General features: G+C 70.0%; 21 protein-coding genes and 1 riboswitch. Of the genes, 19 read left to right on the forward strand and 2 right to left on the reverse strand.

From position 1 onward, the window contains the following. The first annotated feature begins 29 nt into the window (after positions 1-29). The 11 genes from cysQ to B141_RS0103285 all read left to right on the forward strand — a co-directional run bounded on the left by cysQ (position 30) and on the right by B141_RS0103285 (position 9,951). Complete coding sequence (gene cysQ, locus B141_RS0103235; protein WP_020573732.1) at positions 30-821, forward strand: 3'(2'),5'-bisphosphate nucleotidase CysQ; 792 nt, start codon at positions 30-32, stop codon at positions 819-821. A 146-nt stretch (positions 822-967) separates the two neighbouring features. Beyond that, entirely contained in the window at positions 968-1,336 is a 369-nt protein-coding gene (locus B141_RS45230; protein ID WP_020573733.1) for a hypothetical protein, read from the forward strand. A gap of 296 nt (positions 1,337-1,632) precedes the next feature. Continuing rightward, positions 1,633-1,953 (forward strand): integration host factor, actinobacterial type, encoded by a 321-nt coding sequence (gene mihF, locus B141_RS46985; RefSeq protein ID WP_084678071.1) that lies wholly within the window; start codon positions 1,633-1,635, stop codon positions 1,951-1,953. A gap of 4 nt (positions 1,954-1,957) precedes the next feature. Further along, positions 1,958-2,569: a guanylate kinase gene (gmk, locus tag B141_RS0103250; RefSeq protein ID WP_020573735.1), complete on the forward strand. Its 612-nt coding sequence runs from the start codon at positions 1,958-1,960 to the stop codon at positions 2,567-2,569. 2 nt (positions 2,570-2,571) lie between these two features. Beyond that, positions 2,572-2,862, forward strand: coding sequence for a DNA-directed RNA polymerase subunit omega (rpoZ, locus tag B141_RS0103255; protein ID WP_020573736.1), 291 nt, complete (start codon positions 2,572-2,574; stop codon positions 2,860-2,862). A 41-nt stretch (positions 2,863-2,903) separates the two neighbouring features. Then, a complete protein-coding gene (gene coaBC / locus B141_RS0103260) occupies positions 2,904-4,154 on the forward strand; it encodes a bifunctional phosphopantothenoylcysteine decarboxylase/phosphopantothenate--cysteine ligase CoaBC (protein ID WP_040420391.1) in 1,251 nt (416 codons plus the stop codon). Positions 4,155-4,311: 157 nt separating this feature from the next. Next, on the forward strand, positions 4,312-4,545 hold the full coding sequence (locus B141_RS0103265; protein WP_157180770.1) for a hypothetical protein: 234 nt from the start codon (positions 4,312-4,314) through the stop codon (positions 4,543-4,545). Positions 4,546-4,608: 63 nt separating this feature from the next. Then, positions 4,609-5,616, forward strand: coding sequence for an Rv2578c family radical SAM protein (locus B141_RS0103270; protein ID WP_020573739.1), 1,008 nt, complete (start codon positions 4,609-4,611; stop codon positions 5,614-5,616). Between the two features lie 130 nt (positions 5,617-5,746). Continuing rightward, the gene (gene metK, locus B141_RS0103275; protein ID WP_020573740.1) at positions 5,747-6,943 is read left to right on the forward strand and encodes a methionine adenosyltransferase; all 1,197 of its coding nucleotides are present in this window, start codon (positions 5,747-5,749) and stop codon (positions 6,941-6,943) included. 167 nt (positions 6,944-7,110) lie between these two features. Continuing rightward, on the forward strand, positions 7,111-9,153 hold the full coding sequence (locus B141_RS0103280) for a primosomal protein N' (RefSeq protein ID WP_020573741.1): 2,043 nt from the start codon (positions 7,111-7,113) through the stop codon (positions 9,151-9,153). 102 nt (positions 9,154-9,255) lie between these two features. After that, the gene (locus B141_RS0103285; protein WP_020573742.1) at positions 9,256-9,951 is read left to right on the forward strand and encodes an HAD family hydrolase; all 696 of its coding nucleotides are present in this window, start codon (positions 9,256-9,258) and stop codon (positions 9,949-9,951) included. Between the two features lie 42 nt (positions 9,952-9,993). On the opposite strand, the gene B141_RS0103290 is transcribed toward B141_RS0103285, so the two are convergent. After that, entirely contained in the window at positions 9,994-10,278 is a 285-nt protein-coding gene (locus B141_RS0103290; protein WP_020573743.1) for an isoamylase early set domain-containing protein, read from the reverse strand. A 144-nt stretch (positions 10,279-10,422) separates the two neighbouring features. Further along, positions 10,423-10,971, reverse strand: coding sequence for an NUDIX hydrolase (locus tag B141_RS0103295; RefSeq protein ID WP_020573744.1), 549 nt, complete (start codon positions 10,969-10,971; stop codon positions 10,423-10,425). 95 nt (positions 10,972-11,066) lie between these two features. On the opposite strand from B141_RS0103295, the gene B141_RS0103300 reads away from it, so the two are divergent. From B141_RS0103300 to pnuC, 8 genes are all read left to right on the forward strand, one after another. Then, entirely contained in the window at positions 11,067-11,678 is a 612-nt protein-coding gene (locus tag B141_RS0103300) for a hypothetical protein (RefSeq protein ID WP_020573745.1), read from the forward strand. Between the two features lie 80 nt (positions 11,679-11,758). Beyond that, positions 11,759-12,304: a peptide deformylase gene (gene def / locus B141_RS0103305; protein ID WP_020573746.1), complete on the forward strand. Its 546-nt coding sequence runs from the start codon at positions 11,759-11,761 to the stop codon at positions 12,302-12,304. Then, positions 12,305-13,231, forward strand: a complete 927-nt coding sequence (fmt, locus tag B141_RS0103310; RefSeq protein WP_026256862.1) for a methionyl-tRNA formyltransferase — start codon at positions 12,305-12,307, stop codon at positions 13,229-13,231. A gap of 74 nt (positions 13,232-13,305) precedes the next feature. Continuing rightward, positions 13,306-14,646: an RsmB/NOP family class I SAM-dependent RNA methyltransferase gene (locus B141_RS0103315; protein WP_020573748.1), complete on the forward strand. Its 1,341-nt coding sequence runs from the start codon at positions 13,306-13,308 to the stop codon at positions 14,644-14,646. A 12-nt stretch (positions 14,647-14,658) separates the two neighbouring features. Next, positions 14,659-15,345 (forward strand): ribulose-phosphate 3-epimerase, encoded by a 687-nt coding sequence (gene rpe, locus B141_RS0103320; protein WP_020573749.1) that lies wholly within the window; start codon positions 14,659-14,661, stop codon positions 15,343-15,345. A gap of 221 nt (positions 15,346-15,566) precedes the next feature. Beyond that, positions 15,567-18,917 (forward strand): S8 family serine peptidase, encoded by a 3,351-nt coding sequence (locus B141_RS0103325; RefSeq protein WP_026256863.1) that lies wholly within the window; start codon positions 15,567-15,569, stop codon positions 18,915-18,917. 226 nt (positions 18,918-19,143) lie between these two features. Continuing rightward, positions 19,144-19,288, forward strand: a riboswitch (FMN riboswitch). 120 nt (positions 19,289-19,408) lie between these two features. Further along, positions 19,409-20,023 carry a riboflavin synthase gene (locus B141_RS0103330; protein ID WP_020573751.1) on the forward strand — a complete coding sequence of 205 codons (615 nt, stop codon included), beginning with the start codon at positions 19,409-19,411 and terminating at the stop codon, positions 20,021-20,023. Further along, positions 20,020-20,724, forward strand: coding sequence for a nicotinamide riboside transporter PnuC (gene pnuC, locus B141_RS0103335; RefSeq protein WP_020573752.1), 705 nt, complete (start codon positions 20,020-20,022; stop codon positions 20,722-20,724). The genes B141_RS0103330 and pnuC overlap by 4 nt, the downstream gene beginning before the upstream one ends. Position 20,725: the final 1 nt, after the last annotated feature.

The following is a 20,725-nucleotide window of genomic DNA, read 5'->3' on the forward strand; positions in this document are numbered from 1 at the left end:
CTTCGACGGCTTCTGACACGATGGTCCGTATGCCCGATGCCTCCGCGCCGCCGCTCGCCGATCTGATCCGTACGCTCGCCGAGAAAGCCGGCGAGGCGATCATGGAGATCTACGCCGCCGACGACCCAGGCGCCCGGGAGAAGGCCGACCGTACGCCTGTCACCCAGGCCGACCTCCTGGCCGAGGAACTCATCCTCGCCGGCCTCGCGGACGCGACGCCCGACATCCCGGTCGTCGCCGAAGAGAGCGTCGCGGCCGGGCGGATTCCTGACGATCTCGGCGAGCGGTTCTGGCTGGTCGACCCGCTGGACGGGACCAAGGAGTTCCTCTCCCGCAACGGCGAGTTCACGGTCAACATCGCCCTCGTCGAGCGCGGCGTTCCGACGCTGGGCGTCGTGCACGCACCCGCCATCTCTGAGACCTACGTCGGAGGACCGGGCCTGGCGGAGGTGACCGCCGCTGGTGCGGTCCGTCCACTCGGTGTCGTGTCGGAGCCGGCTGGGGGCTCGCGGGCGCTGGTCAGCCGGAGCCACCTCGATCCCGAGACGGAGCGGTGGCTCGCGGGCGTGGGCGTCACGAGTTTCGTCGCGGCTGGCAGTTCACTGAAGTTCTGCCGGATCGCCGAGGGCGCCGCTGATCTGTATCCGAGGTTCGGCCGCACGATGGAGTGGGACACCGCCGCCGGGCAGGCGGTGCTGCAGGCCGCGGGTGGGGCGGTGCGGACGGTCTCCGGGGCACCGCTACGCTACGGCAAGCCCGGCTTCACCAATCCGCCGTTTGTGGCATATGGTGCATCCCCTCCGCCGCTGACGGCGACCTGAGCCGATACCGAACACGCGCTCGGCAAGTCGCAGTTGACCGCGCCTGTTCGGCGTCTCCTTGGACCGGTGACGACCCCGGGAGCCATCCATTCGTCGACGGAACCTCCGTTTGTACGCCGTTGGCGAGATCCCGAAGGAGATGTGTGATGCGACGTACGGGGGCACTGGTCCTCGCTGTTGGTCTCGGCCTGGCCGGCCTGACCGCGTGCTCGAGCAGCGACAAGGCGTACTGCGACAAGGTGCGCGCGGTCGGAGAGGAAGCGCTGGCAGGCAACGCCTCGGCTACCGACCCGACCAAGCTCTCCCAGGTCTCCACCGACTACCGCGAGATCGCCGACGTGGCCCCAAGCGACGTCAAGGAGCACTGGAAGGTGCTCGCGACCGCGATGGAGGACCTTGGTGACCTGCTGAAGGATCCCGCCAACATGGACGCCAGCAAGGCCCAGGAGACGTCCAGCAAGATGCAGGAGTCCCTGAAGGCTGTCACCGATGACGTCAAGGAGCGCTGCAGCTGACGCTTCGTCGGCTGGTTCGCTTCGTGGGGCCTCGGGTTGTCGCGCTGGCGCCCGGGGCCCCGTCGAGTACCCCGTGCATGCGTGAGCGCGGCGGGGGTGGGCCCCAACGGAGTTGGGGGCCGGATCCGACACAGGGCACCCCGTGTTGATACGGCGATGCTGGCTGGATAGGTTCGCCCTCATCGTGCGTGTTGGGTGGGCACGGGCGTTACGAGACCCCGGCTACCTGCCGCCGTGTCCGCCGAGCAAGAATCGCTGCACCCAAGACCTGTCGTACAGCCACGAGGTGACCGTCTGTGCCGCTACCTCACCTGACCCCCGAAGCTCGCCAGGCCGCGTTGAAGAAAGCCGCGGAGGCCCGTCGCGAGCGCGCTGAGGTGAAGAACCGCTTGAAGAACTCTGGCGCCTCCCTTGGCGAGGTCGTCAACGCCGGTCGTGACTCCAACGAAGTGATCGGCAAGATGCGCGTCCTCGACCTCCTGTGCGCCATGCCAGGAGTCGGCAAGGTGCGCGCGCGTCAGATCATGGAACGCATCGGCATCTCCGAGACTCGCCGTGTCCGAGGCCTCGGAGACAACCAAGTGGCTGCGCTGAAGCGTGAGTTCGGCGAATCCTGAGACTGTGTACGACGCGCCGCCGACGCCCGCGACGTCGAAGCCCGCGACCACGCGGCTCGTCGTGCTCGCGGGGCCGACGGCGGTCGGCAAGGGCACTGTGGCCGCGGATATCCGTACGCACCACTCTGAGGTGTGGATCTCGGTGTCCGCGACCACGCGCCGCCCACGTCCAGGTGAGGTCCACGGCGTTCATTACTGGTTTGTCTCCGATGAGGAGTTCGACCGGATGGTCGCCGCTGGCGAACTCCTCGAGTGGGCGGTTGTCCACGGGGTGAGCAGGTATGGCACACCCCGGCGTGCGGTGCTGGAGAAGCTGGCCGAGGGGCGCCCGGCCCTGCTCGAGATCGACCTCCAGGGCGCGCGGCAGGTACGCCGGACCATGCCTGAGGCGCTGTTCGTCTTCCTCGCGCCACCCGACTGGCAGGAGCTCGTCCGCCGCCTGGTCGGGCGCGGCACCGAGTCCGCGGAGGAGCAGGAACGCCGCCTCGAGACCGCGCGCGCTGAGTTGGCGGCCGAGAAGGAGTTCGACGTCACGATCGTCAACACCGATGTGCATACGGCTGCCGAGGAGTTGGTAGCCTTGACCCGCTCCCATTCCAACTCTCCGGAGGCCTGAGCTTGTCTGGCATCCAGCCCGCTGCCGAGGGCATCACCTACCCGCCCATCGACGACCTGCTTCAGAAGGCCGACTCTAAGTACAAACTGGTCTTGTTCGCTGCCAAGCGCGCTCGCCAGATCAACGCCTACTACGCCCAGCTGGGCGAGGGCCTGCTTGAGTACGTCGGCCCGCTCGTCGACACCCACGTCCAGGAGAAGCCGCTCTCGATCGCCCTGCGCGAGATCAACGAGGGCCTGCTCACGGTCGAGGACATCGAGCCCACCGCCGAGGGGCAGCCGGCCGCGTCCTGACGACGCCCCTCCCAGCTGCCGTCGAGTTCGGAGCGCCGTCGATGTCAGATCGGTCGCGGCCCCAGGTGGTGCTGGGAGTCGCTGGTGGTATCGCCGCCTACAAGGCGTGCTCACTCCTGCGGCTCCTGGTGGAGTCGGGCGCCGAGGTGCGCGTCGTACCCACCGCGAGTGCGTTGCGGTTCGTCGGCGCACCGACCTGGGCGGCGCTCTCCCACCAGCCCGTGCACACCGAGGTGTGGGACGACGTCCACGAGGTGCCTCACGTGCGGCTCGGCCAGCAGGCCGACCTGGTGGTGGTGGCGCCGGCGACAGCTGACCTGCTCGCGAAGGCCGCGCACGGTCTCGCCGATGACCTGCTGACGTCGACCCTCCTCACCGCGCGCTGCCCAATCGTCTTCGCGCCGGCAATGCACACCGAGATGTGGGAACACCCGGCGACCCGCGCCAATGTCGCGACTCTTCGCGAGCGCGGCGCGTTCGTGCTGGAGCCGGCCGAGGGCCGCCTCACCGGCACCGACACCGGCAAGGGCCGGTTGCCCGAGCCCGAGCAACTCTTCGAGGTGTGTCAGGGGATCCTGACCCGCGAGGCCGGCGGTCAGGGACAGGACCTGCTGGGGCGACGCGTGGTGGTGAGCGCGGGCGGCACCCGGGAGTTCCTCGACCCGGTCCGCTTCCTGGGCAACCGTTCCTCCGGCCGGCAGGGCTACGCGCTTGCCCGGGCCGCGGTGGCGCGAGGTGCGAGCGTGACCCTCGTCGCCGCCAACTCCAGCCTGCCGGACCCCGCTGGGGTCAAGGTCACGCCCGTCGTCTCGACCCGCGACCTGCGAGACGCCATGCTCGAGGCGACCGAGAACGCCGACGCCGTGGTGATGGCCGCGGCTCCGGCCGACTTCCGGCCCGCGACGTACGCCGAACACAAGATCAAGAAGACCGACGACGTGTCCGCGCCGACCGTCGAGTTGGTGCAAAACCCCGACATCCTCGCCGAGATCGCCCAGCACCGTCCTCGACCAGACCTGGTGGTCGTCGGGTTCGCCGCCGAGACCGGCGACGAGCATGGCACGGTCCTCGAGCACGGTCGCCACAAGCTCGCCCGCAAGGGATGCGATCTTCTCGTCGTCAACGAAGTGGGCGCGGGCAAAGGCTTCGAGGCGCTCGACAACGAAGCGGTCATCATCGGTGCCGACGGCTCGGAGACGGTGGTTTCCCGCGGCTCCAAGGACCAACTCGCGCACCGCATCTGGGACCTCGTCTCCGTCCGCCTCCCCGCTCGGCCAGACCAGGCCGGCTGAGCGTCAGCGACCTCGAATCCTCAGTCCGCCCCGCAGCGTTCAGACGGTCTGACAAAAAGCAGGTCCGTGCTTTGTGAATTTTCGTTGACTGATGTCGCGTCCATGGACATTGCTAATCATCTCCATATCTGTCGGCGCTCGTCGCTAGCATCCAGGAATGGGGGAAGTTGCTGCGGTATTGATGGCGGTCGCGGCGGCGATCGCATTCGGTGCCGGGCGGCGGTGGAAGCATTTCACCCGAACCTGCACCGATTACAGGAAGGCCCGCGAGACCGCCCGGGAGTTCCGGGCCGAGCGTTGGGTGGCGCTCCGTGTCGCGGTGGTCTTCACCGCCGCCCTGCTCATCTATCTCTTGGCCACGGGGTTCGTGACCATCCACGTCGGTGGGTGACGGGTTCGGCGCCGCGCCGGGCCGGACCTGGAAGGTCGAACAACCGTTCGATAGGGTGGGCGTGTGCGATGGGATGGACAGCGCGTCGGCGCGTCGAGTGACGGCGACCAACCAGCCGAGTTGACGCTCTTCGGCATGGAGTCGTGTGGCCGCACCTTCGACACGCCCGAGTTCCACGGGATGACCTTCTATGAGGTGCGGGCCCGCACGATCATCAACAAGGTGCCGGCGGCTTCGCGGGTGCCTTTCCAGTGGACGATCAATCCGTATCGAGGATGTGGTCACGCGTGCGTCTACTGCTTTGCCCGGCGCACCCACGAATACCTCGACCTCGATGCGGGACATGACTTCGACAGCAAGGTGATCGTCAAGGTAAATGCACCGGAATTGTTACGCAAGGAGCTGGTAAAACCCAGTTGGCGCGGCGAGCCGATCGCGATGGGCACCAATGTCGACTGTTATCAGCGGGCCGAGGGTCGATACCAACTCATGCCGCGGATTATCGCCGCGCTGCGCGATGCCCGTAATCCGTTCTCCATCCTCACCAAGGGCGCGCTGTTGCTCCGCGATCTGGAGTTACTCAGGGAGGCTGCGCAGGTCACTGACGTCGCACTGAGCGTGTCGATCGGCTCGGTCGACGCCGAGTTGTGGCGCGAGGTCGAGCCGGGCACGCCGAGTCCGCAGGCGCGACTGCGCATGTGCCGGACGCTCGCCGACGCCGGCTTTTCGGTCAGCGTTCTCATGGCGCCGATCCTGCCGTTCCTTAGTGATGGACCGGAGCGGCTGGAGGAGACGGTGCGGGCGATCGCGGAGGCGGGTGCCGCGAGCGTGACGCCGATCGTCCTGCACCTGCGCCCGGGTGCACGGGAGTGGTATCTCGCCTGGCTCGCCCGGCTCCATCCCGAGCTGGTGCCGCGCTACCAGTCGCTGTACTCCGGAGGTTCCTATCCGCCGCGTGCCTATCAACAGCGGGTGTGCGCGATGGTTCGCGACTTGACGGAACGCCATGGAGTAGGCACGCAACGTCATAACCCCCGAAACATGGCCCATCGGTACCCATTGACAGGTTGACCTCGTTAGTCTTGGCCCCACCTCTACAACGCGAGCGCCCTGACTCTCGCTGCACGACGAGTGCGCTGTCACTCTCCTGATCGTCTGTTTCGCGCTTCGCGGAGAGGCAATCCCAACAGAAAGGATGGCCGTGTCCCGACGACTGTTCACCTCCGAGTCGGTCACCGAGGGCCACCCAGACAAGATCGCCGACCAGATCAGTGACTCCGTTCTCGACGCGCTCCTCAAGGAGGACCCACAGAGCCGGGTCGCGGTCGAGACTCTGGTGACGACTGGTCTGGTCGTGGTAGCCGGCGAAGTCACCACGCAGACGTACGCCGACATCGCGTCGCTGGTGCGTGACCGCATCCTCGAGATCGGCTACGACTCGTCGGCGAAGGGCTTCGACGGCGCCTCGTGTGGGGTGACGGTTTCCCTCGGCTCGCAGTCCCCAGACATCGCGCAGGGAGTCGACGGCGCCTGGGAGGAGCGCGCCGACGGATCCTCCGACCCGATCGACCGTCAGGGTGCCGGTGACCAGGGCATGATGTTCGGTTTCGCCTGTGACGAGACCCCTGAGCTCATGCCGCTGCCGATCACGCTGGCACACACCCTGGCCAAGCGCCTCAGCACCGTCCGCAAGGACGGCACCCTCCCTTATCTCCGGCCTGACGGCAAGACGCAGGTGACGGTCGAGTACGACGGCGATCGTCCGGTCCGGGTCGACACGGTGGTGGTGTCGACCCAGCACGCCGCGAGCATCGACCTCGACAACATGCTCACGCCCGACATCAGGACGCAGGTCGTCGACCCCGTGCTCAGCGCGCTCGACGTCGACACCGAGGGCTACCGGCTCTACGTCAACCCGACGGGCCGGTTCGAAGTCGGTGGCCCGATGGGCGACGCGGGTCTCACCGGCCGCAAGATCATCGTCGACACCTACGGCGGATACGCCCGGCACGGTGGCGGCGCCTTCAGCGGCAAGGACCCGACAAAGGTCGACCGTTCCGCGGCGTACGCCATGCGGTGGGTGGCCAAGAACATCGTCGCCGCCGGGCTCGCCAGGCGCTGCGAATGCCAGGTCGCCTACGCGATCGGCAAGGCCCAGCCCGTCGGTTTCTACGTCGACTGCTCGGGCACCGAGACGGTGGCCATCGACGTGATCGAGAAGGCCGTCCAGCAGGTGTTCGACCTGCGTCCAGCGGCCATCATCCGTGACCTCGACCTCCGCCGGCCGATCTACGCGCAGACGGCGGCCTACGGTCACTTCGGCCGCAACGAGCCTGACTTCACCTGGGAGCGGACCGACCGCGCGGACGCCCTCCGCAGCGCCGCCGGCCTCAGCTGACCGGCACCCGGTCTTACAGACGGGCACGCGCCTGTGCGCGCAGCACGGTTTCGAGCATCGCCGGAAGGCCTCCAGGGACACCCACCCTGGGGGCCTTCCGGCGTTCCCGGGCGTCGCACCGTTGGCCCCGCGAGGTGCCTGTCCGTGCGACCTCTTAGCCTTCGGGGGTGACCGAGGAGGACGGGGGCCAGCTCGCGCTGGTACGCGCGAAGGTCCGTCGTGCGCCCAAGCCGTCGCAGGCGCCCGCGCCGGAGTTACCGATCGCCAGGGTCGCGGTGGATGTCTCGCTGGCCCATCTCGACCGGCCCTTCGACTACGTCGTTCCGGCCCGCATGCATGAGGCGTGCGTGCCCGGGTGTCGGGTACGCGTCCGGTTCGCGGGCCAGGACCTTGACGGCTACGTCCTGGAACGCGTCGCCGAGTCCGACCATCGAGGTCGGTTGATGCCGCTGCGCCGGGTGGTGTCGAGCGAGCCGGTGCTCGCCCCCGAGGTGGCGCGACTGGCCCGGCTGGTGGCCGACAGATACGCCGGCACTTTCGCCGACGTCGTACGCCTCGCGGTGCCGCCACGCCACGCACGGGTCGAGGGCGAGCCGGCGACCGAACCCACGCCACCCGTGGGTGCCGCGCCAGCCACCGACCTGACGGAGCCCGCGGGTCCCTGGCAGGAGTACGACACCGGGCCCTCGTTCGTGGATGCTCTGCGTCGTGGAGATGCCCCGCGGGCCGTCTGGTCGGCGCTCCCGGGAGAGGACTGGCCGCGCTGCCTCGCCCACGCGGCCGCGGCGACCTTGGCGGCGGGACGGGGTGTCCTCCTCGTCGTTCCCGACCATCGCGATGTCGCCCGCGTGGACCAGGCCTGCGCGGAGCTTCTGGGACCCGATCGGCACGTGGTCCTCACCGCCGAACTCGGGCCGGCCGAGCGTTACCGGAGGTTCCTTGCCGTACGCCGGGGCGCGGTGCGCTGCGTGGTCGGCACCCGTGCGGCGGCGTTCGCTCCGGTCGCCGACCTCGGGCTCGTCGCCTGTTGGGATGACGGGGACGACCTGCACGCCGAGCCGAGGGCGCCGTACCCCCATGTTCGGGAGGTGCTTCTTCTCCGGGCGCACGAAGGCCGGTGCGCCGCCCTCGTCGGCGGCTTCGCGGTGACGGCGGAGGGTGCCCGCCTCCTGGCGACCGGGTGGGCGCATCCGTTGGCTGCCAGCCGGTCGCGGGTTCGCACAGAGGCGCCGCGCGTCTTCGTGGCGGGGGAGAGTGACCTCGAGTTGGCCCGCGACCCGGCCGCTCGGGCCGTGCGGCTGCCGCACCGTGCGTTCGAAGCGGCGCGGGCGGCGTTGGCCGCGGGGCCGGTCCTCGTACAGGTGCCGAGGGCGGGCTACCTCCCGGCCCTGGCCTGCCAGACCTGCCGTGGGCCGGCGCGGTGTGGCGCGTGCTCGGGCCCGCTTCAACTCGGCGCGGCCGGCCAGCCGCCGGCCTGTGGATGGTGCGGCCGTCCGGCCGTCGCGTGGCGGTGCCCGACCTGTCACGGTACGACCCTGCGGGCGCCGGTCGTGGGCGCCCGGCGTACGGCGGAGGAACTCGGCCGGGCGTTCCCGCGGGTCCCCGTCCGCACCTCGGGCGGCACGCGCGTGCTCGACACGGTGGGACCCGAGCCGGCCCTGGTCGTCGCGACGCCTGGCGCCGAACCCGTCGCCGAAGGCGGCTACGCCGCCGCGCTCATCCTCGACACCTGGCTGGCCCTGGCCCGTGCCGACCTGCGTGCGGGTGAGGAGGCGCTGCGGCGTTGGTTCAACGCCGCGGGCCTGGTGCGCTCCGCCGGCGATGGCGGCGCCGTCGTGGTGATGGGGGATCCTGGAATTCCCGCGATCCAGGCGCTCGTGCGCTGGAGTCCGGTCGCGCAGGCCGAGCGTGAACTCGCCGAACGGCAGGTGGCCGGCTTCCCGCCCGCCGTACGCCTGGCCACTCTCGAGGGTCCGAGTGATGCAGTGACAGACCTGGCGGAGCTCACCCAACTACCCGAGGAGGCGGAGGTCCTGGGACCGGTGCCGCTCGGCGACGACGAGGAGGCCGGCGTACGCCTGGTCGTCCGGGTCCCGCGGGCCGGGGGCACCCGCCTCGCGTCGGCGCTCAAGGCCGCGCAGGGGGTCCGCAGCGCGCGCAAGGCGGCTGGCGCCGTCCGGGTCGACATCGATCCGGTCGTCCTCGGCTGATCCGGCGGTCAGTGCGGATCAGGGCGGATCCGGGGGATCAGGACGTTCTGGTGGCTCCGGGCGGTCAGGTTGGCTCACCGGGGCTGGGTAGGGTCGGATGCCGTGACCGAAACTCCGGATTCCGCTCCAACCGCCCCCACCAGTTCGACCACGACGACCACGCCCGACGCCTCCTCCTCCACACGTGTCGCTTCGATCAGCGCGGTGGTCTTCGATGTCGGTGGCGTTCTCCTCGACTGGAACCCTCGCTACCTGTACCGCTCGCTGCTTCCTGACGAGAGGAGCGTGGAGCGGTTTCTCGCCGAGGTGTGCACCCCCGAGTGGAACGCCGCGCAGGACGCGGGCCGGAGTTGGGCCGAGGCGGTCGCTGAGCTCACCGCACGCTTCCCCGAGCACGCGGACCTGATCCGGGCGTACGACGAACGCTGGGCGGAGATGGTCGCGGGTGCGCTCGAGGACACGGTGGAGGTTCTGTCTGACCTGCGGGCGGCTGGCGTGCCGACGTACGCGTTGACGAACTTCTCCGCCGAGAAGTGGCAGGTGTCGCTGGAGCGGTGGGAGTTCCTCCGGGCGCTGGACGGCGCCGTCGTCTCGGGTGTGGAGCGGGTGTCGAAGCCAGCCCCGGAGATCTATCAGCTCCTCCTGGACCGACATGACCTGGCCGCCGACCAGACGTTCTACACCGACGATCTCGCCGTCAACGTGACGGCCGCCCGCCAGGTGGGCATGCGCGCTGAGGTCTTCGTGAACGGTGCGACGCTGCGGGGCCAACTCGCCGCCGGGGGACTGCTCGCCTGAGCAGCCCCCAGATCGCGATCGGTTGGGGACCGGGCCCCGGCCTCAGACCCGGATGATGCCGCCGTTGTGGTCGATGGCGTGCGCCTCCGGGTCGTCGAACCACCGCCCGCCCGAACCCAGATAGCGGAAGTGGATCTCCTGGCCCCGGGCGACCGTCACGGTGATGCTGCGCGTGCCGTTGTTCCGCCGGATGAGCCGGTGTCGTCCCGGTGTCCAGTCGTTGAAGCTGCCGACCGCCGAGACGGGTCCGTCGTGGATATCGTCGGGGAGCACGAGCTGGACCTTCGTCTGACCGGGATCGGGCGTGGCGAGAATGCGGATGGGCACTGCCTGCCTCCTCTGTAGCGCGCGTGCTGGCGGACCTCACGCGGATGCTAGGCAGGCGACGATGCCGGTGGCGCGGGACGCGGCGCCTGATGCGGAAACGTAACCCGAGCCGCATGCCGGTCGGCCGCGCACGGCGGGCGCCGGTCACTGGCCTGACGAGTCGAGCTCTCCAAAGGCGAGGGCATAAAGGACCGCCGTCAGCGACAGCCCGTCCAGCATCCGTCCGTCCCGGACGATCTGGCGTACCTCAGGCATCGGCACCCACGCGACCCGCTCGGCTTCCATCGCGTCGGAGGGATCGCCGACGTGCGTGGCACCGGCGGCGGCGAAGAGGTGGAACTTCTGGTCGGCGATGCCGTTGCTGGGGTGGTAGCTCGCGAGCGGACGCAGTGGTCCGGGGCGCCAGCCGGTCTCCTCCAGAGTCTCCCGGGCGGCCGCCTCGGCCGGCGTCTCGCCAGGGTCGACCCTCCCGGCGGGAATCTCCCAGCCCCACGTGTCGGTGATGAACCGGTGCCGCCACAGCAACAGCAGCCCGCGTTCAGGATCGTGGACGACGGCCCCCGCGCCGTGGCCGGGCATCCGGACGACGTGATGGTCGAAGCGGCGACCATCGGGAAGCTCGACGTCAGCCAGCCCGAGGCAGACCCACTCGCTCTCGTAGATCGAACGCTCGCCGTGAACCTTCCATCGCACGCCCGCACTCTAGGACGTCCAGAGTGTCGGACCGCCACCGCATCGAGCGTCCACCGTCCCGGAGCGCGCACGGTCGGGTTGCTACGGTGCCGGCCATGCCAACCCGGCCAGACATCTACCTCAGCGCGGACGTAGAAGCCGACGGGCCGATCCCGGGCCCGTACTCCATGCTGAGCTTCGGCCTGGCAGTCGCGGGGACGTTCGACGGTACGTCGTTCGTGCCGGTGGACCCGACCGCGCACACCTTCTACGCCGAGCTGCGCCCGATCTCCGACGGCTATAACCCGGACGCGCTGGCGGTCAGTGGCCTCGATCGAGACCGCCTGCTCCGGGAGGGCAGAGACCCGGCGGAGGCAATGAACGCCGCGGCCGCGTGGATCCGGCAGGTGGCCGGGGACCACGTACCCGTTTTCGTGGCGTTCCCGCTGAGCTTCGACTGGCTGTGGATGTACTGGTACTTCATGCGGTACGCGGACGAGGGCTCGCCCTTCGGGCATTCGCGCTGCATCGACCTGAAGACGACGTACGCCATCAAGGCGGGTGTTCCGATCACCCAGGCCAGCAAGGTGCGCCTGCCGAGGTCCCTCCGGGCGCGCCGGCCGCACACCCACCACGCACTGGACGACGCGATCGAGCAGGCGGAGCTGGCGGCCAACCTGTTGACCTGGGATGGGCGGTCCGGGCCGCCTGCCGGTGGCCCTCCGTAAACTGGCCGGAGCGTTACCGCGCCGACCGCTCGGCCGGGCGCCCCTGCGAACGTCAACGCACCTAACCGAGGAGAAACCGCGTGGCCGTCCAGCCCATCCGCCTGTTCGGTGACCCGGTGTTGCGAACGCCGGCCGAACCCGTGACGGACTTCGACAAGGAGCTGCGCAAGCTCGTCCAGGACCTCACCGACACGATGCTCGAGGCGCCCGGCAGCGGGCTCGCCGCGCCGCAGATCGGCGTGGGGCTCCGGATCTTCACCTACAACGTCGATGACGTCGTCGGACACCTGATCAACCCCCAGCTGGATCTGTCTGATGAGGAGCAGTTCGGGCCGGAGGGCTGCCTGTCGATCCCCGGGTTCACCTGGGACTGCCGGCGGGCGATGCGGGTGGTCGCGAAGGGCTTCAACATGTACGGCGATGCGGTCACGTTGGAGGGTTCCGAGCTCCTGGCGCGGTGCATCCAGCACGAGACCGACCACCTTGACGGTGTGCTCTTCGTCGACCGGCTTGACCGCGAGGCCCGCAAGGAGGCCCTGCGGATGATCCGCGAGGCCGAGTGGGCCGGCCAGCCGACACCAGACGTGCGGGTGTCGCCGCACGCGACGTTGGGACGGGCGCTGTAAGTGCGACTGCTTTTCGCGGGGACGCCAGAACCAGCGGTAGCTTCACTCGAAGCCATCCTGGCAAGTGACCACGAGGTCGTGGCGGTGTTGACCCGACCGGACGCGCCATCGGGTCGGGGACGCAGGTTGCAACCGTCGCCGGTGGCCGAGCGGGCACGGGCCGAGGGCCTTGAGGTGCTCACGCCGACGTCAGCCAAGGACCCGGCGTTCCTGGAGCGACTGAAGGAGATCGCGCCCGACTGCTGCCCGGTCGTCGCCTACGGCGGCCTGCTGCCACAGAACGTTCTCGACGTGCCGCCCGAAGGCTGGGTCAACCTGCACTTCTCGTTGTTGCCGGCCTGGCGGGGCGCCGCGCCCGTCCAGCACGCGATCCGCGCGGGCGACGATCTCACCGGTGCGACGACGTTCCGGATCGTGAAGGAACTCGACGCCGGCCCGGTGTTCGGGTTCGTCACCGAGCCGATCCAACCGGCCGACACCGCGGGTGACCTGCTCGGGCGCCTCTCCGAGAGTGGGGCCCGACTGCTCGTTCACACCCTGGACGGGATCGCCTCCGGCGCTCTCGAGGCCCAGCCACAGCCGGCCGAGGGCGTGACCTACGCCAGCAAGGTGACGGTCGACGACGTACGCGTCGACTGGAGCGCACCCGCGTTCGCGATCGACCGCCTGATCCGCTCCGCGACTCCGGACCCAGGTGCGTGGAGCACGTTCCGGGACGAACGCCTGAAGCTCGGGCCGGTCACCATCGCCAGCGATACGGCCGAGCTGGCTCCAGGTGAGATCGCCGCGGAGAAGTCCCGCGTTCTCGTCGGTACCGGGAGCGTGCCGGTGGTCCTCGGACAGGTGCAGGCTCGCGGCAAGCGGATGATGCCGGCCTCCGACTGGGTCCGGGGTAGTCACCTGGGCTCGGGGGAGCGGCTGGCGTGAGCCGGCCGCACGTGCGCACTCCGCACCGGGCTGGGCATGGTGGTTCCAGCCGGCGCCCGTCCACTGTCGATCCGGTGCGGCTGGTCGCCTACGACGTGGTCCATGCGGTGACGACCCGAGATGCGTACGCCAACCTGGCGCTCGCCGCTGCGCTGCGGGAGCGGGGGCTCGGCGGCCGGGACGCGGCGTTCGCGACCGAACTCGCGAACGGCACGCTGCGCCGCCGCGGCACCTATGACCGGGTGCTGGGGCGCTGCGTCAACCGGAAGTTGCGGGACCTCGATCCCGAGGTGCTCGACGTACTCCGGTTGGGTGCACATCAGGTGCTCGGCATGCGGGTCCCGCCGCACGCGGCCGTGGCCACGAGCGTCGACCTGGCGCGCCGGGTCGCGGGAGTCGGGGCGTCGAAGCTCGTCAACGCCGTCCTGCGCAAGGTGGCGGCCCGCGATCTTCCGGGCTGGCTCGCCGAGTTCGCACCCGACTACGAGGCCGATCCGCTGAGCCATCTGGGCGCAGTGCACAGCCATCCGCGCTGGATCGTGGCGGCGTTCCGCGACGCGCTGGGCGGGTCTTTGGAGGAGACAGCGGCCCTGCTCGCCGCCGACAACGAGCCGGCCCGGGTCGCCGTCGCCGCCTGGCCCGGGCGGTCGACCGTCGACGAACTCCAGGCCGCCGGCGCTCGTCCCGGTCTGTGGTCGCCGTACGCCGCGATCCTCGACGAGGGCGACCCGCACCGCATTCCCGCGGTCGCGGCCGGGCGGGCCGGTGTCCAGGACGAGGGCAGCCAACTGGTGGCGCTCGCGCTCGCCCACGCCGAGCTCGACGGCCCGGACTCGACCTGGCTGGACCTGTGTGCGGGCCCGGGCGGCAAGGCGGCCTTGCTCGCCGGGCTCGCCGCACAGCGCTCGGCGCGGCTCCTCGCCGTGGAGCGGCAGCCCCATCGAGCCGCGCTCGTGGCCCGAAACCTCCGGGGCGGTGCGGGCGTACTCGCCACGGTCGTGGCCGACGGCACGGTGCCGCCGTGGCGCGGCGGACGCTTCGACCGGGTGCTCGTCGACGTACCCTGCACCGGCCTCGGCGCTCTGCGGCGGCGTCCGGAAGCTCGCTGGCGGCGCGAGCCAGCGGACGTGCGCGCGCTACGGCCCCTGCAGCTCGGCCTGCTCGAGTCCGCCCTCGACGCCGTCCGTCCTGGCGGAGTGGTTGCCTACGTCACCTGCTCGCCCCACTTGGCGGAGACCCGGGACATCGTGGCGACGGTGCTGGCCGGCCGCGCTGAGGTGGAGCGGATAGACGCCCGGCCGCTGCTGCCCGGCGTACCCGACCTCGGTGACGGGCCCGACGTGCAGCTGTGGCCACATCGACACGGCACCGACGCGATGTACCTCGCGCTGCTGCGGCGGACGTCGCGTCAGTAGACTCGCGCCGCGATGGGAGTCCAGATTTCACCAAGCCTTCTCTCCGCCGATTTCGCGCGTCTGGCTGACGCGGCGGCGGCGGTTCCGCACGCCGACTGGCTCCACGTCGACGTGATGGACAACCACTTCGTCCCCAACCTGACGCTCGGCCTGCCAGTGGTCGAGGCCATGCTCAAGGCCACGCAGATTCCGCTCGACTGCCACCTGATGATCGAGGACCCTGACCGCTGGGCGCCGGCGTACGCCGAGGTCGGCGTCGGCAGCGTGACCTTCCACGTCGAGGCGGCGCGCGCGCCGATCAGGCTGGCCCGGGAGCTCCGGTCGCTCGGCACCCGTGCCGGGATGGCGTTGAAGCCCGCGACGCCGGTCGATCCCTACGAAGACCTGCTGCCCGAACTCGACATGCTGCTCGTCATGACCGTCGAGCCGGGTTTTGGCGGCCAGAAGTTCCTGGACGTCTGCCTGCCGAAGGTGCGGCGGGCGCGGGAGCTGATCGCACGTCACGGGCTGGAGCTGTGGCTCCAGGTCGACGGGGGAGTCTCTGCCGAGACCATCGAGCGGTGCGCGGAGGCGGGTGCCGACGTGTTCGTGGCGGGTTCAGCGGTGTTCGGGGCCGACGACCCTGATCGGATGGTGGAGGAGCTGCGGCGGCTGGCCGAGAGTGCGGGACCGAGTTCGAACGCGGGCCTCACCTCCTGAGAGGTCAGGGATTCGCTCCGGCCCTCGCCGTTGGCACTGCCGCGAGCCACCGGACGGCGGCCCCACGCGGGCTTCGGCCGTCTGGGGCCAACCCCCACCGCAGTGTGCGGACGAGGAATCGTCACGTCGGGTAGTACCGCGACGATCACGTGGGGTGGAGGAAACATCCATTCCTCGATCACCGTCTCACGTTGTAACAAAGCTTCGGGCAAGATCGGCCCATGCTGAGACGTTCCCGGTTGGCGATTGCCGGCCTGTCCACGGTGGTCGCCGCCAGCCTCGGCGTGCTGCCCGCCGGCGCCGCGACGCCGGCAACATCCGCACCGCCCGCCCCGGTCACGCGAGCCGGCGGATCCGCTGTCGAGGGTTCGGTCACCACCATCACGCTCGTGACCGGTGACCGTGTGCGGCTGATGAAACTTCCCGACGGCAGCCTCACGACGCGCGCCGAACCCGCGGAGGGGCGGGCTCGGATCGGGTTCGTGGAGCGCCGCAACGGCGACCGGATCCAGGTGATCCCCACTGACGCCGCACCGTTGCTGGCCTCGGGTGCGCTCGACCCGAGGCTGTTCGACGTCACCGGGCTGGCCGCGATGGGATACGACGACGCGCGGCGTTCCGACGTACCCGTGATCCTGCAGTACGCCGACACGCCACGGACCTTGGCCCTGCCGAAGGGAGCCAGCCAGAAGCGGCTCGGCGCCCTCGACGCGGTCGCGGTGCGTACGAAGAAGGCAGACGCACCGGCGTTCTGGTCGTCGCTGATCGCCTCCTCCGGCGCTTCGGTGCGGTCGGATGGCGCGACGGGCGCGACCACGCTGGCGGCGGGGGTAAAGAAGATCTGGCTCGACGGGATGGCTGAGCCCGCCCTGGACCAGAGCGTTCCGCAGGTGGGCGCTCCGTCTGCATGGGAGGCGGGCTTCGACGGGACGGGTGTCACCGTCGCCGTCCTCGACACCGGAATCGACACGAGCCACCCCGACCTCGCCGGGCGGATCGAGCAGGCCCGCAACTTCACCGACGAAGCCGCCAGAGACACCGTGGGACACGGCACTCACGTCGCGTCGACGATCGCGGGCACCGGCGCGGCCTCGCAGGGGAAGTACAAGGGCGTGGCGCCTGGAGCGTCCCTGCTCGACGGCAAGGTGTGCACCGAGGTCGGGTGCCAGGAGTCCGCGATCCTCGCCGGTATGGAGTGGGCTGCCACCAGCGGTGCCGAGATCGTCAACATGAGCTTGTCGTCGTACGAAGCCAGCGACGGCACCGACCTCCTCTCCCAGGGCGTCGACCGGCTCACCGCGGAGACCGGCACGTTGTTCGTCGTGGCGACCGGCAACGACCGCGTGGTCGGCGCGCCTGGCGCGGCCACCAGCGCGCTCACCGTCGGCGCGGTCGACAAGTCCGACCAGCTGGCGAGGTTCTCCGGACGGGGTCCGCGCCTGAACGACTACGCCGTCAAGCCCGACCTGACGGGCCCTGGTGTCGCGATCGCCGCCGCGCGGGCGGACGGCACCACCATGGGCGAGGTCGTGGAGGAGAGGTACGTCCGGGCCAGCGGGACCTCCATGGCGACGCCGCACGTCGCCGGCGCCGCCGCGATCCTCGCCCAGCAGCACCCGACCTGGAAGGCCGGCCAGCTCAAGCCGGCGTTGACCGGCTCCGCCGAGCGCCAGCAGGGCCAGAGCGTCTTCGAGCAGGGCAGCGGCCGCCTCGACGTCGGCCGGGCCGTGAGCCAGCAGGTCAGCGCCGCGTCTGCCAGCGTCTCGGCGTACCTCCGCTATCCCCACCCGGATCCCGCGACCAGGACACTGACGTACCGCAACGACGGTGACACCCCGGTGACGCTGGCGCTCGAGCTCAACCTCACCGGCCCCGACGGCGGGCCGATGCCGGCCTCGGCGGTCACGCTCGACACGACGAGCCTGACCGTGCCCGCGCACGCGGAGGCCAAGGCCGTCCTCACCGTCGACCCCGCCAAGGCGCCGACCGGCCTGGCGTCCGGGTGGGTCACCGCGCGGTCCGGCGACCTCCAGATCCAGACCAGCGTGGGGGTGATGGTCGAGCCGGAGTCGTACGACCTGACGATCCGCGCGACCGACCGGGACGGGCTGCAGACCGGCGCGCTCCTCGGACTGGCCGACCTGGCCGACGGCAAGATCAGCGAGCTTCGGTGGTCCGACGGCGCGATGCGGGGCCGGATCGAAGCTGGTGCCTACTCGCTGTCGGGCCTGATCCTCAGCCTCGACGAAAACGGTTGGCCCAAGGACGCCACGCTGCTCGGCAACCCGAAGCTCGTCGTCGACCGCGACCTTGACCTGGCGTTCGACGCCCGGCAGGGTCATGCACCGGGCGCCCGGCTGCCCGACTCCAAGGCGAAGGCTGTCGGGGATCCCTGGATCGGTGTGATCGAGGAGCTTGCCGGGAGCAGGGCCTTCACCAGCGTGCGCGGTGGCGAGGGCTTCGAGATCTTCGCCCTTCCGAGCCCCACCGCGACCAAGGACCGCCCCTACACGTTCCTCTACGCCCAGAGCTACGCCGGGCCCGACGCGGCGAAGCAGTCGTACTACAACCTGGCGTTCCCGGTACGCGGCCAGATCCCGGCGCGGCTCACCTTCACCGCGGCTCGGCGTGACCTGGCCGAGGTGTCGGCGCAGTACGGCACGCCGGGCACGACCGATGGTCTAGGTGCCCGCCAGAACAGTGTGATCCTCGACGAGTTCCCGACCTTCCCGGTCGCGGTCGCGTATCGGGTGACGGCGCCGGCGCAGGGCACGGAGTACTTCACGGCCGACCGGATGCGGTGGAGCGGGCAGTTCTGGCTTGACGAACTCCTCGGCCGCTACGCGGAAATCTATGAGGACGGCCCGATCGAGCGGTTCGCCGCGCGGAAGCGGTACACCCGGGCCTGGAACACTCCCGCGTTCGGTCCGTCGGCCTGGGCCACGCACGGTGCGACGATCGACGTCTTCCCGACGGTGGCACAGACCGGGCAGTGGGGACACCGGTTGCTCTACAACCCCGCGAACGTCACCGGTGGCCTCGCCTTGGCGCGGAACGGCAAGAAGGTCGGCGAGAGCGACATTCCCTTCTTCGGGTCGTTCGAGGTGCCGGCCGACGAGGCGACGTACACCCTCGACTATCAGGTCGCCGGGCAGATGCCCGGGTGGAAGTACGCCACGAAGCTCGACACCCGCTGGACGTTCCGGTCCGCCCGGCCGGCGGGTGACGAGCCGGCCGATCTGCCGTTGCTGAACGTGAAGGTCTCGGGTGCCTTCGACGCACTGGGTCGGGCACCGCTCAACAAGCCGTTCCCGCTCAGCGTCCGGATCGAACGCCCAGAGGGTGGTAGCCGGATCACTAGCCTCAGCCTCGAGGTGTCGTACGACGACGGCAAGCGCTGGCAGTCGGTGCCGGTAACCGGGCGTACGGCCGATGGCGGCACCGCGTCCGTCAGGCATCCGTCGGCGGTGGCTGGCGGGTTCGTCTCGCTGCGGGTGAAGGGCAAGGACGCCAGCGGCAACGCGGTCGAGCAGACCGTGATCCGGTCGTACGGTGTGGCGCCACGGAAGTAACCGTGCGGGCTGGGTCCGGGGAGCGTTGGTCGTTTCTCCCGGACCGGGCCGCGGCGTTGATGATCAACGGTCCCGGAATCGGACATTCACGTGGGAGCTGTCCGATTCGGGGACCGTTGATCATTTTGAGCGGTGGGCGGGCGGGCCGGCGTGGCGCAGATCATGCCGGCGACCGCTGCCGGATTTGCCTGGGCGTGCCAGACTGAACGACGTACGAGCAAAGCTCGCGCGTGCTCCGGGGTCGGTGTAATTCCGAACCGGCGGTGACAGTCCGCGACCCGGCTGCCGGCCAGATCCCTTGGCTGGCAGACGGTTGACCAGGTGGAACTCCTGGACCGACGGTGAAAGTCCGGATGGGAGGCAGCACGCGGGCCGCGACCGTACCCTCGGGCTCGCCTGCAGTGGCGACGAAAGCCCTGGGGTGCGCAAGTCGTGACCCTCGATCCTTCCCCGGTGCCGTCTGAGCGGGACCGGAAGGCAGGGATCAGCCGGTGTTCACCGGAATCGTCGAAGAACGCGGCGAGGTCATCGACCTCGAACGCCTGAAAGACTCCGCGCGACTCACCGCGCGCGGCTCGCGGGTCACCACGGACGCGCGTCCCGGCGACTCGATCGCCGTCGACGGCTGCTGTCTCACGGTCGTGGAGGTGGCTCCCGACCAGGGCCGGTTCACCGTGGACGTGATGGCCGAAAGCCTCGCCCGCACCACCATCGGATCCCTGCGGCCCGGCGTGTCCGTCAACCTCGAACGCGCCGTACGCGCCGATGGCCGGCTCGGCGGCCACATCGTGCAAGGGCACATTGACGGCACCGGGCGGATCCTCAGCCGGCAGAGCACGCCGCACTGGGATCTGGTCGAGATCGCGGTGCCCGCCGGGCTGTCGAAGTACGTCGCGGAGAAGGGCTCTATCGCGGTCGACGGTGTGTCGCTCACCGTGGCCGCCGTCCAGGACGAGCCGGAGCCGGTGTTCACCGTCGCGCTCATCCCGACGACGCTCAGGTTGACGACCCTCGGCCTGAAGGTGCCCGGCGACCTCGTGAACCTCGAGGTGGACGTGATCGCGAAGTACGTCGAGCGGCTCTCCGCGGAAGAGGTGTCGGCATGAATTCCGTGACCTGGCTGCTTGACGCCAAGCTGCACATCGCTGGCTCGGAGATTCTCTGGCGCGAGATCATCGGCAATGGCTTCGGTCTGGCCAGCGCGATCTACGGCATGCGTCGCAAGGTCGGGGCCTGGCCGGTCGGGATGATAGGTAACGTCCTGCTCTTCACGGTGTTCCTCGGCGGCGTGTTCCACACTCCTCAGAACCTCGACCTGTGGGGCCAGGCCGGTCGGCAGGTGTTCTTCTTCGCGGTGAGCGCCTACGGATGGTGGCGCTGGCGGCAGACCCGCAGTGGGCATGAGGCGGGTGACGGGGGAGCGGTCGCACCCCGTTGGGCGACCTGGCGGGAACGCCTGCAGATGCTGGTCGCGGCGGCGGTCGGTGTGGCGGTGTTCTCGTACATCCTTGACCGGCTGGGCTCGTGGGGTCCGCTGGCCGACGCGTGGATCCTCACCGGCAGCATCCTGGCGACGTACGGCATGGCGCGCGGCTGGGTGGAGTTCTGGCTGATCTGGATCGCGGTCGATGCGGTCGGCGTGCCACTACTCGTCGTGGCCGGCTACTACCCCTCGGCAATCCTGTATCTGGTCTATGGCGGCTTCTGCGTCCTCGGCATGGTGACCTGGCTCCGGGTCACGCACCGTCTGCGGTCGGCACCAGCGCCGCAGCCGGCGGAGGCGCTGGCTGGAGGTGAGTCAGCATGAG

The sequence above is a fragment of the Actinopolymorpha alba DSM 45243 genome (genome assembly GCF_000373925.1).
Classification (GTDB): domain Bacteria; phylum Actinomycetota; class Actinomycetes; order Propionibacteriales; family Actinopolymorphaceae; genus Actinopolymorpha; species Actinopolymorpha alba.